Source organism: Bradyrhizobium vignae, from assembly GCF_900324035.1.
Taxonomy (GTDB): Bacteria; Pseudomonadota; Alphaproteobacteria; order Rhizobiales; family Xanthobacteraceae; genus Bradyrhizobium; species Bradyrhizobium vignae.
The window spans coordinates 2,775,066-2,788,172 of the sequence record NZ_LS398110.1 but is presented as its reverse complement, the minus strand read 5'-3'; the positions used below and the strand labels follow the sequence as shown (position 1 = coordinate 2,788,172).

Genomic DNA, 13,107 nt, shown 5'->3' with positions numbered 1-13,107 from the left:
GGCCCTGCGGCTCCTCGGCGGCCACACGATGAGTCCCCGCCCCGCGGTGCACCGGTGAAGAGGTGCCGCGCGGCGTCCCCGATATCACGCCTGCGATACTTCCGGGATCTTCGCGACAATCTGGCACGGTTGTTGCTTTTTTTGACGCTCAAGAGGCGTCAGACCGGGGTAGTGCACCATGTCGACCATCACTGCGGCACCCGCCGCCGAGCCGAAGCCGCTCTATACCTCGCTCTTCGTCCAGGTCCTCGCCGCTCTGGCGCTTGGCGTGATCCTGGGGATGGCGGTTCCGGACTTCGCCGTCGGGCTCAAGATCCTCAGCGACGCCTTCCTGAAGCTGATCTCGATGATCGTGGCGCCGATCGTGTTCTGCGTCGTCGTGCACGGCATTGCCGGCGCGGGTGATCTCAAGAAGGTCGGTCGGGTCGGCGTCAAGGCGCTGGTCTATTTCGAGGTCATGACGACGGTGGCACTCGTCGTCGGCCTGCTGCTCGCCTACATCTTCGGCCCCGGCCACGGCATGAACATCGATCCCTCGACCCTCGATGCCAAGGCGCTCAACACCTATGCCGACAATGCCCACAAGCTGTCCGGCGGCGGCATCGGCGCCTTCCTGATGAACGTGATCCCGACCACCTCCTTCGATGCACTTTCGCGTAACGACGTGCTCCAGGTGCTGTTCTTCGCGGTGCTGTTCGGCGTCGGCCTAGCGCTGGTCGGCGGCGAGAAGGGCGCGCTCATCACCTCCGTCATCGACGCGGCCTCCACCGTGCTGTTCCGCGTCATGGGTCTGATCGTGCGCGTCGCCCCGCTCGGCGTGCTCGGCGCGGTCGCCTACACCGTCGGCAAATACGGCGTCGGCTCGCTGAAGCAGCTCGTGTCTCTGGTACTGCTGTTCTACGTCTCGGTCGGCATCTTCGTGCTCGGCGTGCTGGGTGGGGTGATGGCGCTCGCAGGCATCAACATCCTCAAATTCCTCGCTTACCTGCGCGAGGAGCTGACCATCGTGCTCGCCACCGCCTCGTCGGATGCGGTGCTGCCCCAGATCATGAAGAAGCTGGAGCGCATGGGCGTGAAGGACTCCGTCGTCGGTCTGGTCATTCCGACCGGCTATTCCTTCAACCTCGACGCCTTCTCGATCTATCTCACACTTGCGGTCGTCTTCATCGCGCAGGCCACCAACACGCCGTTGTCCTTCGGTGATCTCCTGCTGGTGCTCGGCGTTTCGCTCATCACCTCGAAGGGTGCGCATGGCGTGCCGGGCTCGGCCATCGTGATCCTGGCCGCCACATTGAACGCGGTGCCGAGCATCCCCGCGATCGGCCTTGTGCTGGTGCTGTCGGTCGACTGGTTCATCGGCATGGCCCGTGCGCTCGGCAATCTCGTCGGCAATTGCGTGGCCACGGTCGTGGTCGCGGCCTGGGAAGGCGACCTCGACCGCGCCAAGGCGGCCAAGGTGCTCGAAGGCGGCGAGCTTGTGGACGTCACGGCGGGGTAAGGTCGATCAGTCATTCCACTGGAGGAGCGGCGTTCCATACGCCCTCCTCCAGACAGACAGAAAGCGCGGAAACCAGGAGTGGGCCACCGCGCCCTTGTAGGCCCAGGTTCGATACTTCAGACCGTGTTCCGAGATCAGCTCCTGATAGCCGCCGTGGACTTCGGTGGCAATGCGAATGTCCTTCAATATACCTTGCGCGCAGGCCCGGTAGGTATCGCCCCCCGAGGCCTCATCGAAGTCCAGCATACGATCTGCAAACTCGACATTGAACGTAGGCCAGGACGAACGTCCCTGATAGGCCGGTGCCGCGATCTTGTGGATGATCTTGTTGCGCGGATTATCCGCCGACACCAGGAAGTGGAACGTGCTGGGGATGCGAAAGCGCGGTTCGGCGATGATGAGATCCGCCGTCGCCGCGAACAGCGCGCGCTCGGTGGCATCGTTCATATTCCAGAAGCCGCGATGCACGCTGACGAAATCCAGCGCAACCGACGATACCGGTGAGCTCGCCGGACCATCCAGGGAATGCCTGATATGACCATCCTTGCCGAATAGGCGGAGCAGGTCGTTCTTGTACTGCGCGAGGTCGCGCCCGAGCAGCCGCTTCAGCTCGTTCTCGTTGACGATCCCGAGCTCCACGCCCCACACGAAGGTCGTGTAGACCGAAGCATTGGTCACGAAGCGCCTGCGTTCGGCGCGGGTGTCTGTTGCAGCGGAGCGAGGTGCGTGGACATCGCAAAGCAAATATCCGGTGCCGTCATCATTGAACGGTTCGAGCTCGCCTGCGAGCTCGAGGATCGCCCGCTTCAGGTCATCGCCATATTCGGCCAGCAACAGGCGGCCTGCATGTGCGCATTGCGACATCGCCAGATAGGACGACGTCCTCTCCTCGGCAGAGATCATCTGCTGGAGGCCGGCGAGAATGCCGAGCAGCGTATCCGAGGGCCGCGAGAAATAGTTCACGCCGAGATACCGGCCGCGGCCCGCCGGCACGAGGGTCGTGGTGACGACGTTGGCGCGGGCCGCCTCCAGCAGCAGGCGCACGCTCTTCTCGAGCAGACGTACCCGCCGCACCGCGTCCTGCGAGTCCATGATCGTGTTGGGATCGAGCACGTCAGGATAGAACCAGGCGAAGTCGCGGGATAATAGGCGGAGGCGTGCGGCGCGCCCGTGACGAGGAAGGCCTCGCTCACCGAGAACGCGCTGTCCATCGAATACCGATAGAGGTCCTCGATGGCCGACAATGAATGATGCGACTTTCTCAGGAACCGATCACCGAGGAAATTGACCGCCTGAAGCGCGTTGGCGACAAAAGTCGCAGCCATGCCCTGGTAAAACCGGTTTGCGCGATGTGACGGCGGAGGAATGTCGCTGTTCATGTGCATTGGTGTCTCGCGATGCCGGCGATGGCCGGTCACCATGCCAAGCATGATCGATTCGTGTCTCGCCCCGATGACGAACGGCGGTCCGGCTGTTCAGCTCGCTCCGGCGCGGCTGTCCCGCGTCTGAAAATTCTCAATCACTCTGAGCAACACCCGGGCGCCGGCGTCGGCATCGGCGAGTTCGACATGCTCGTCCGGGTGATGGCTGATGCCGCCGCGGCAGCGGACGAAGATCATGCCGACATCGGCAATTTCGATCATCGCCATGCCGTCGTGCCCAGCCCCGCTCGGCAGCTCGAATACGGAAAAGCCTTCGGCTTCGATCGCCTGCGCGATCTGCTCCTTGAGCCACGGCGCGCAAGGCGCGGTGCGGTTCTCATGGGTGACGTCCAGCTGAAGGGCCAGCTGCCGGCGCTTGGCGATCGCCTCGATCTGGCGGACGACGTCGGCCACCGCGCGCTTGCGGTGCATGTCGGTCGGCGCGCGCATATCGATGGTAAAGGATACTTCGCCCGGAATGACGTTGGTCGCACCGGGCCTCGCCTGGACGTAACCGACGGTGCCGACCAGGCCGCCCTCGTCGGTTCGGCAAAACTGCTCGATCGCACCGATGCATTCGGCCGCGCCGGCGAGCGCATCACGGCGCAGCCCCATCGGCACGGTGCCGGCATGACCGGCCATCCCGGTCAGCCGGGCGGCAAGGCGCGTGGCACCGGCAATCGCGGTGACGACGCCCACGGGCAGGTTCTGCGCTTCCAGCACCGGCCCCTGCTCGATGTGCAATTCGAGATAGGCAAGCAGTTCGCGGCGCGCCCGCGCGGCCGCGCCGATATGGTCGGGATCGAGGCCGAACTGCACGAGCGCGTCGCGCATCGACACGCCGGCGCTGTCGCGCGTATTCAGGACGCTCTCGTCAAAAGTGCCGGCCACCGCACGGCTGCCGAGCAAGGTCGACGCGAACCGCACCCCCTCCTCGTCGGCAAAGCCGATCACCTCGATCGCAAACGGCAGGCGCTTGCCGCGACGGTTGAGATCGGCGACGCAGGAGATCGCGGTGATCACACCCAGCGGTCCATCCCATTTGCCGGCATCTCGCACGGTGTCGTAATGCGAGCCGAGCATCAGGCACGGCGCGCCCGGCCGGTCGCCTTCGTAGCGGCCACAGACATTGCCGATGGCGTCGAGACGGGCGCTCATGCCGGCTTCGCGCATCCAGCCAAGGATGAGGTCCGCCGCCTCGCGCAGCTCTTTGGTGAGATAGATGCGGGTGAGATTGTCACCTGTTTCCGAGATCGCCGCCAGATCGTTGATTCGGCGCACGATGGTTTCGCCGAGCGATGCATCTTGAACGGCGTTAACGGCCCCCATCTCGACAAATTTCCTCTTCTCTGGGCCGCGGGAGTTGCTGTCTCGGCGCCAAACGGTACGAGTTCGGTGCCGGCCAAATCACGCACCGGCGCCGGCCTCAACACGCGCGTGATTAGCATGAATGCGAATATGCGCCAGACTGCCTCGTCCCGGTCGTGCACGAGGGCGGGCCAACGCCTGTATCGGTATCCGGCACTTTTCCATATCAGGATCTTGATGGCCCGCATAATCAATACTTTTCAAGCGGTTATCCGAAAACTGCGCTCGCCAACAACCGTCCGACCGGCTGCTGGTGATGTTCCACGGCAAATTATGTATGAAGCACGGATCAGCGAAGCCGACCTTCATCCAGGTCGGCCGGCGCGCGGCCGGTACTGATCGTGGAGCAGCGATGGACGGCATGTCCGAACGTGACGAACACTTCCTACGCCTGTCCTTCGCGGTCGCCCGCCGCTCGCTCACCCATGGCAACCATCCCTTCGGCTGCATCGTCGTCGCGGCCGAGGGCAAGGTGCTCATCGAGAGCGAGAACGGCTACATGCCGGATCATGACGGCACCGCGCATGCCGAACGGCTCGCGGCCACCCAGGCCTGTCGTACCCTCAGTCGCGAGGTACTGGCGAAAGCCACGCTTTATTCGTCAGCCGAACCCTGCGCGATGTGTGCGGCCGCGATCTACTGGGCCGGCATCGGCCGCGTCGTTTATGGCCTCAGCGAGGATCGCCTGCGCGGCATCACCGGCAACCATCCGGAGAATCCGACCCTCGACCTGCCGTGTCGCGAGGTCTTTGCCAGCGGGCAGCGGCCGACGGAGGTCGTCGGCCCGCTGCTCGAAAAAGAGGCCGAAGCGCTGCACGACGGCGTTTGGACGAAGTAGCAGCTCATTCAAAAGGAGGTGACGCCGCGGAGGTTTGGCGCGGCGCCATCGTCTTTCACCTGCAGAGCGTCAGGCGGTCAGAACTTCACGGTGATACCCGAGTAGAGCGAGGACTCGGTGCAGGAGCCCGTGCTCACCGTCCGACCACCGACGGCCGTGGTACAGCCGACCGCGAGGTTGTGATCGAGACCGAACTTGTTCTGCCAGTAGCGGTAGGCCACCCAGACGTCCACGAAATGGGAGTACTTGTCACCCCAGGCCGCCTTCGAAGCATCGAAGGTCAGACGGATGGGCTCGGAGTTCAACTCAACCGCCGTGTTGTAGACGCCATTCGCCGGGCTGTAGGGAAGCGGCTGGGTGTCGGTGCCCTTCTTGCCGTACCAGCCGGCGCGGCCGCTGATCGAGAAATACTGCATGTTCGGCGGCAGGAAGCCGAGGTCCATGTAGTAATTGACCTCGACAGCCCAGGTTGGCTTGAACGACGTGTTGCCGTCGGCAAGACACGTGACGCCGGGAACGCCTGGACCGAACAGGCCACACTGGCTGAAGGAATTGTGGTTGGCGAACTCCCAATAGACCAGCGGCGCGACGTTGATGTAGCCCTTGTAAGGCAGATCGAATGCAAACTGCAGACCGCCGACGACGTCGCGCTTGGCAGCGCCGAAATACCGGTTCTCGGTATTGGCATCCATGCCGACCTCGAAGGAGATGTTGTGCAGCGGCCCCGCGGTGAAGGCTTTGGTGTCGAAGAGCTCGTTCCAGCCGAAGGTCGAGCGGAACAGGCCATAGATTTCGGTCGCACCGGCGCAGGACGCCGGCGCACCGAAGATCGTGCCGGCGTTGGTGCATGGCCCGGCCGGATCATTGTGATCCGACTTGAACATGGAGATGGTGAAGAAGTTCGTGCCGTAGGCCCAGAGGTCGAAGTGAGTGAAGGAATAGACCTGCTTGGTGGTCTTGCTGTCGATCGACCCGTCTGGCCGGAATGACCACGCGCCGGGCTGCGACGCATTGAAGATGTATGAGAATGTGACGCGATTATCGATCACCAGGAAGAACGGAAGGTCCGAAGCCTTCTTGGCCGCCTTGACCGGCAGATCCGCCCCCTGAGCTAGGCCGCCGGTGGCCAGCGTAGCGAGCGACAGCGCCGCTGCTGCCACTGCCGTGTAACGAAACGACATCCTGAATACCCCCTCGTTTGACAGGCAAAAATGCACGCCCCCTGTGGGTGCGACACTTGCGCCGATCTCCCAGGGTGAGAAGCCTCAACTTTTCACATGGCGTGCCGCTTGTTTCGGCAGGACGCGACGAACCATGGTCGAGATTGCAGTGGCCACGCACGCAGGGAGCAGCGGAGAAGGACCACTGTTGCCGAACATACCCTGATTGTTTTTATTCGGATTTTCTGGATCGCGCCCAATGCGATGCCAGGTCCGAGCAGCCGTCGCAACCGCTGCGCTTCGAGCGGTGAACGGACCGACGCATCATTGCTCAACATGGCGTCAGGTCTGCACAGCGGGTTCCGATTTGGCTTGGACCGTCACAAATTTGCAACAGGCGCCGCTCGCAGGCGCTGTCGCTCCCGGAGTCCAAGTACCGTTTGCTGGTCGCCCAGAATCGAAGATGACCGCTGGGCCGATCGCCTGCCGAAGCGTTGAGCAAGGGATGATGCTTTTTCACATCTTACGTCGCGGTTCAAACTGGCCCACTATCGAGGCACTTCACCCATGCAAGCGCATCAGCGAATGTTAGATTCGACGCCCAACGGCCAGCATTCCGGCGATTCCCCGCTCCTGAGGACGATCGGACTCACCAAGCGTTATGGTGATTTCCTCGCCAACGATTCCATCGACATCGATATCTGGCCGAGGGAAATCCACGCCCTGCTCGGCGAGAACGGCGCCGGCAAGTCGACGCTGGTCAAGTCGATCTACGGGCTGATCCAGCCCAGCGCCGGCGAGATTCGCTGGCAGGGCCAACGGATCGTGCTGTCCGGTCCGTCCGAAGCACGCAGCCGTGGCATCGGCATGGTGTTCCAGCATTTCTCGCTGTTCGACAATCTCACGGTCGCCGAGAACGTCGCGCTCGGCCTCGACGGCAAGGAATCCTTCAAGGACATGTCGGCCCGGCTGGAGCAGGTATCGAAGACTTACGGTCTACCGCTCGATCCCAAACGAGAGGTCTGGCAACTCTCAGTCGGTGAGCGCCAGCGCATCGAGATCGTCCGCGCTTTGATGCAGGATCCCAAATTCCTGATCCTGGACGAGCCCACCGCGGTGCTGACCCCGCAGGAGGCCGACCAGCTTTTCATCGTGCTGGAGCGGCTCAAGGCCGAAGGCCGTGCTATCCTCTACATCAGCCACAAACTGGAGGAGGTCAAGCGGCTCTGCGACACCGCGACGATCTTGCGCGGCGGCAGGAAAGTCGAGACCTGCAATCCCAGGCTCGAGACCGCTGCCTCGCTTGCGCGGATGATGGTCGGCGGGGAGATCAAGGAAGTGAAGGCCGTATCCGGCCGCAAGACCACTGTGCCGCGGCTCGTCGTCAACGACCTCTCGCTTGCCCCCAGCGAAGCGCATGGCGTGCGGCTCGAGCATATTTCGTTCGAGCTCAAGGGCGGCGAGATCCTCGGCATCGCGGGCATCGCAGGCAACGGCCAGGAGGAATTGTTCGCCGCGCTCTCCGGCGAGCGCCTCGCGAAGGATCCCGGAACGGTGGTGATCGAAGGCATTGCCGCCGGTCATCTCTCGATCACCCAGCGGCGCAAGCTGGGCGCGGCTTTCGTTCCCGAGGAGCGGCTCGGGCACGGCACCGCACCGCGGATGAGACTGTCGGAGAACGCGTTGCTGACTGGACACGCTGCCAGCGGCATGGTCCACCACGGGTTCATCGACACCGCGGCCACGCTGAAGACAGTTGACCGCGCGACGGAAACCTTCGACGTCCGCAAGGCCAAGCGCGATCCGGAAGCGGCAAGCCTCTCCGGCGGCAACTTGCAGAAGTTCATCGTGGGGCGCGAGATCCTGCGCAATCCGGCGGTGCTGGTTGTGAGCCAGCCGACCTGGGGCGTCGACGCTGGCGCTGCCGCGGTAATCCGCCAGGCGCTGCTCGATCTCGCGAGCGCCGGCGCCGCCGTGCTGGTGACCAGTCAGGATCTCGACGAGCTTGCCGAGATCGCCGACAGCATCGCCGTGATGTTCCATGGCCGGCTCTCGGCCCCGCTCGCGACAAGCGAAGCGACCCGCGAAAAGCTCGGTCTGCTCATGGGTGGCAGCAGCCTGGAACCGAAGGAGGCCGCGCATGCAATTGGTGCTTGAGAAGCGCGCCGAGCGGTCGAACACGATCGCGCTGGTCTCGCCCCTGATTGCGATCGGCCTGACGATCGTCACCATGACCATCCTGTTCGCGATCCTCGGCAAGAATCCGCTGCTTGCGCTCCACGCCTACTTCATCGCGCCCCTGACCGACGGCTATTCGCTCCAGGAGATCGCGGTGAAGGCAACGCCGCTGGTGATGATCGCGATCGGGCTGTCGCTCTGCTATCTCGCCAATGCCTGGAACATCGGCGCCGAAGGGCAATTCCTGATCGGTGCAGTGGCCGGAAGCTGGATCGCGGTGAAGACGCAAGGCACCGACGCCGGCGCTTGGTTGTTGCCGGCGATGCTCGTGCTCGCGGCTGCAGCGGGCGCGCTCTATGCGCTGATCCCGGCGATCTGCAAGGTCAAGTTCGGCGCCAGCGAAATCCTGACCAGCCTGATGCTGGTCTATGTCGCCGACCTCTTCCTCGACTATCTCGTGCGCGGTCCCTGGCGCGATCCGCACGGCTTCAACTTCCCGACCACGGCCGAGTTCGATCCAGTGGCGACAGTGCCGCTGCTGATCGACGGCGGGCGGCTCCATCTCGGCTCGATCATCGCCCTGCTCGTCGTCGCCGCAGCGGCGATCCTGCTCGGGCGCACCATCAAGGGCTTTGAGATCCGCGTGGTCGGCGCCGCGCCGCGTGCCGCACGGTTCGGCGGCTTCAATGCCAACCAGCTGATCATCCTGACCTTCGCGGTCTCCGGCGCGCTGGCGGGCCTCGCCGGAATCATCGAGGTCGCAGGCCCGGTCGGGCACCTCCAGCCCGGCATTTCGCCGGGCTACGGCTTTACCGCGATCATCGTCGCCTTCCTCGGCCGGCTGAACCCGCTTGGAATATTAATTGCAGGCCTTTTCCTCGCATTGACCTTTATCGGCGGCGAGCAGGCTCAGATCGCGATGAAGATTCCGTTGGACGTCACCAAGGTCTTTCAGGGCATTCTGCTGTTCTACGTGCTCGCCTGCGACTCCCTGATCCTGTACCGCTTCAAGCTGGTCTTCCCAAGCCGAGAGGTGACCCGTGGAGCTGGTTGAGGCCATCATCCTCGCGGTGCTCGCCGCGTCGACGCCGCTGCTGATTGCGGCGACCGGCGAGCTCGTGACCGAGCGTTCCGGCGTGCTCAATCTCGGCGTCGAGGGCATGATGATCGTGGGCGCCGCCTGCGGCTTTGCCGGCGCGTGGCTCACCGGATCGATTCTCGTCGGCGCGCTACTCGGCATCGTTGCGGGCACGCTGATGTCGCTCGTCTTCGCGCTGATGGCGCTCGGGCTCGCCGTCAACCAGGTCGCGACCGGTCTCGCACTGACCATCCTCGGCATCGGCCTCTCAGGCCTGATCGGCGCCGGCTTCGTCGGCGAGCGCATCACGCCGGCCGTGCACCTCCATATTCCCGGCCTGACCGACATTCCGATGATCGGCCGTGTGCTGTTCGGCGAGGACGGCTTCGTCTATTTCTCGGTCGCACTGATCGTCGGCGTCTGGTGGTTCCTGTACCGCACGCGGGCGGGATTGATCCTACGCGCCTGCGGGGACAATCACGTCTCCGCGCATGCACTCGGCTATCCCGTGCTGCGCATCCGCACCTTCGCCGTGATGTTCGGCGGCGCCTGCGCGGGTCTTGCCGGGGCCTATCTGCCGCTCGCCTATACGCCGTTCTTTATCCCCGGCATGACCGCGGGCCGCGGCTGGATCGCGCTGGCGCTTGTCGTGTTCTCGTCCTGGCGGCCGGGCCGGCTCGTGGTCGGCGCCTATCTCTTCGGTGCTGTGACGATCCTGCAATTGCATGCGCAGGGCTGGGGCGTCGGCATTCCCTCGCAATTCATGTCGGCGCTGCCTTACCTCGCGACCGTCATCGTCCTGGTCTTGCTCTCCCGTGCGCGCACCGGCGGCTCGACCGCGCCGGCCGCGCTCGGCACGGTGTTCGTTCCCGATCGCTGAATTTCGTTTCCGCGGCGTGCGCGATGGGGCGCGCGCGTTGCGGATCGTGGCTTTCCCCTGATGTTGGAGATTGATGATGAGGAAATCACTTCTTGCATTGGCTGTCGGGCTCTTGCTTGCCGGTAGTGTCGGTGCAGCCTCCGCCGCGGACAAGCTGAAGGTCGGTTTCATCTATTTGGGCCCGATCGGAGATCTCGGCTGGACTTATCAGCACGACCTCGCGCGTCAGGCGCTGGTGAAGGAATTGGGCGACAAGATCGAGACCACTTACCTCGAGAACGTGCCCGAAGGTCCCGACGCCGAGCGCTCGATCGAACAGCTCGTCCGCGCCGGCAACAAGCTGATCTTCACCACGTCGTTCGGCTACATGGATCCGACGCTGAAGGTCGCCAAGAAATATCCGAACGTGCATTTCGAGCACGCCACCGGCTACAAGCGCAATCCGAACATGTCGACCTATTCGGCCAAATGGTATCAGGGCCGCTACATCCAGGGCCTGATCGCGGCCAAGATGTCGAAATCGGGCGTGCTCGGCTATATCGGCTCGTTCCCGATTCCCGAGGTCGTCTCCGGCATCAACGCCACGATGCTTGCGGCGCAGACCATCAACCCGAACATCAAGGTCAAGATCATCTGGGCCAATACCTGGTTCGACCCGGGCAAGGAGGCCGACGCCGCCAAGGCGCTGATCGACCAGGGCGCCGACGTCATCATGCAACACACGGATTCGCCAGCGGCGATGCAGATTGCGAGCGAACGCGGCAAACTCGCCTTCGGCCAGGATTCCGAGATGATCAAGTTCGGGCCCAAGACCCAGCTCACCTCGATCCTCGATACCTGGGCCCCCTACTACATCGAGCGCGTCAAGGCCGAGCTCGCCGGCACCTGGAAGTCCGAGGACACCTGGGGCGGCCTCGACAGCCACATGTTCGCGATGGCGCCTTATACCAACATGCCTGACGATGTGAAAAAGATGGCCGAGGATGCCCAGGCCGCGATCACCGCGGGCAAGCTGCATCCGTTCAAATGCCCGATCGTTGGGCAGGACGGCAAGCCGGTCGAGTGCAAGGGCGGCGATCACCTCGATGACGGCCAGATCCTCGGCATGAACTTCTACGTGAAAGGCATCGACGACAAGCTGCCGGGCAAGTAGCACGCTTCTTGCATCGCCTAAATCACCTGCTCCTCCCGGAGGAGGTTCGGAGGGGGTGGCCAGAAGCACCCGGCACTTGTGGCTGCCCCCTCTTTCTATCTGGCCCCCGATTATCCCCCCTGCATGGCCCGCGCCGCGGAACTATGGCGGCGGATGAGGTCTGCGACCTCGAGACCCGGGATCGCGCCATCGATCACCGCCCATTTTCCAGCCACCATCACCCGATCGGCGCGATGCGCCCCGCACAGCACCAGGGCGGCCAGGGGATCGCCGTGGCCGGAGAAGCGCAGTTCATCGAGCTTGAACAGCGCGAGGTCCGCCGCCTTGCCGATCGCGATCTCGCCGAGCTCCGGACGGCCGACGCAGGCTGCCGAGCCCTTGGTCGCCCAGCGCAGCGCATCGCTGTGGCTGACCCTCGTCACGCCATAGCGCGCCCGTTGCAGCAGGAACGCGGCCCGCACCTCCTGCATCAGGTTGGAACCGTCGTTGGAGGCCGAGCCGTCGACACCAATGCCGATCCCAACGCCGGCCTCTTCCATATCGCATACCGGGCAACAACCGGACGCCAGCAGCTGGTTGCTGCACGCGCAATGGCTGACGGTCGTGCCGGCCTTGCCGAGCCGTCTCATCTCGTCCGGATTGAAGAAGATTCCGTGGGCGAGCCAGGTGCGCGCGTTGAGCCAGCCGCATTGCTCGAGATAGTCCAGCGGGCGGCAGCCATACATCTGCTCGCAGAACCTGTTCTCGTCCTCGGTTTCGGCGAGATGGGTATGCAGGCGCACGTCGAGCTTGTCGGCGAGATCGGCGGTGGCCCGCATCAGCGACGTCGTCACCGAGAAAGGTGAGCACGGCGCGAGCGCGATCTGCACCATCGCGTCCGCGCCGCGCTGGTGGTGCTTGGCGACCGCGCGGGCACTGTCGGCAAGGATGGTTTCCTCGTCCTGCACGACGCTGTCGGGCGGCAGGCCGCCATCGCGCTGCGACAGGTTCATCGAGCCGCGCGTGAGCAACACCCTTAGCCCGAGGCGCTTCGCCACCGCCACCTCGATATCGACGGCGTCTTCGAGTCCGGCCGGGAATACATAGTGGTGATCGGTCGTGGTGGTGCAGCCGGAGAGCAGCAGCTCGGACATTGCCACGGTGACGCCGAGCTCGAGCGCTTCCGGCGTCAGCCTCGCCCACACCGGATAGAGCGCCTGAAGCCAGGGGAACAGCTCGCGGCCCATCGCGGCCGGCAGCGCCCGCGTCAGCGTCTGATAGAAATGATGATGGGTGTTGATCAGGCCCGGCAGCACCACGTGTTCGCCCGCGTCGAACACCGCGACGTCAGCGGTTGCGGGCACACCGCCGGCCGGCACCAGCTCGACGATCCGGCCGTCCTTCACCACGATGCCGCGCTCGGCACGGTCGGCGAGGATGGCCAGGGGATCCCTGATCCATGTCGGCCTTGTGTCACTCATGATCCTGCTTCTCCTCACACCCGCTGACGGCAGGCCTGCAAGGCGGAGGACGACCGCGTCCCTGCTCCGACTT

At 64.0% G+C, this 13,107-nt stretch carries 9 protein-coding genes and 1 pseudogene; 6 read left to right on the top strand and 4 right to left on the bottom strand.

Features of this window, described 5'->3' with window-relative positions; genetic code table 11:
* The first annotated feature begins 178 nt into the window (after positions 1–178).
* The gene (locus BRAD3257_RS13435) at positions 179–1,498 is read left to right on the top strand and encodes a dicarboxylate/amino acid:cation symporter (protein WP_122402226.1); all 1,320 of its coding nucleotides are present in this window, start codon (positions 179–181) and stop codon (positions 1,496–1,498) included.
* A 6-nt stretch (positions 1,499–1,504) separates the two neighbouring features.
* Here BRAD3257_RS13435 and BRAD3257_RS13430 read toward each other — a convergent pair.
* A pseudogene (locus tag BRAD3257_RS13430) lies at positions 1,505–2,877 on the bottom strand (hypothetical protein).
* Between the two features lie 96 nt (positions 2,878–2,973).
* Positions 2,974–4,248 (bottom strand): allantoate amidohydrolase, encoded by a 1,275-nt coding sequence (locus BRAD3257_RS13425; protein WP_122402225.1) that lies wholly within the window; start codon positions 4,246–4,248, stop codon positions 2,974–2,976.
* A gap of 391 nt (positions 4,249–4,639) precedes the next feature.
* Here BRAD3257_RS13425 and BRAD3257_RS13420 point away from each other — a divergent pair, with 391 nt between their 5' ends.
* Positions 4,640–5,125 carry a nucleoside deaminase gene (locus tag BRAD3257_RS13420; RefSeq protein ID WP_122406543.1) on the top strand — a complete coding sequence of 162 codons (486 nt, stop codon included), beginning with the start codon at positions 4,640–4,642 and terminating at the stop codon, positions 5,123–5,125.
* Between the two features lie 77 nt (positions 5,126–5,202).
* Here the strand turns inward: BRAD3257_RS13420 and BRAD3257_RS13415 are convergent, their stop codons facing one another.
* Positions 5,203–6,306: a hypothetical protein gene (locus tag BRAD3257_RS13415; protein ID WP_122402224.1), complete on the bottom strand. Its 1,104-nt coding sequence runs from the start codon at positions 6,304–6,306 to the stop codon at positions 5,203–5,205.
* Between the two features lie 564 nt (positions 6,307–6,870).
* Between BRAD3257_RS13415 and BRAD3257_RS13410 the strand changes: the two genes are divergently transcribed.
* The 4 genes from BRAD3257_RS13410 to BRAD3257_RS13395 all read left to right on the top strand — a co-directional run bounded on the left by BRAD3257_RS13410 (position 6,871) and on the right by BRAD3257_RS13395 (position 11,574).
* Positions 6,871–8,442 (top strand): ABC transporter ATP-binding protein, encoded by a 1,572-nt coding sequence (locus tag BRAD3257_RS13410; RefSeq protein WP_122402223.1) that lies wholly within the window; start codon positions 6,871–6,873, stop codon positions 8,440–8,442.
* Positions 8,426–9,517 (top strand): ABC transporter permease, encoded by a 1,092-nt coding sequence (locus tag BRAD3257_RS13405; protein WP_122402222.1) that lies wholly within the window; start codon positions 8,426–8,428, stop codon positions 9,515–9,517. Before BRAD3257_RS13410 ends, BRAD3257_RS13405 begins: the two co-directional genes overlap by 17 nt.
* Complete coding sequence (locus BRAD3257_RS13400) at positions 9,504–10,421, top strand: ABC transporter permease (protein ID WP_122402221.1); 918 nt, start codon at positions 9,504–9,506, stop codon at positions 10,419–10,421. The genes BRAD3257_RS13405 and BRAD3257_RS13400 overlap by 14 nt, the downstream gene beginning before the upstream one ends.
* Before the next feature lie 76 nt (positions 10,422–10,497).
* Positions 10,498–11,574, top strand: a complete 1,077-nt coding sequence (locus BRAD3257_RS13395; protein ID WP_162500568.1) for a BMP family ABC transporter substrate-binding protein — start codon at positions 10,498–10,500, stop codon at positions 11,572–11,574.
* Positions 11,575–11,684: 110 nt separating this feature from the next.
* On the opposite strand, the gene BRAD3257_RS13390 is transcribed toward BRAD3257_RS13395, so the two are convergent.
* Entirely contained in the window at positions 11,685–13,034 is a 1,350-nt protein-coding gene (locus BRAD3257_RS13390) for an 8-oxoguanine deaminase (RefSeq protein ID WP_162500189.1), read from the bottom strand.
* Positions 13,035–13,107: the final 73 nt, after the last annotated feature.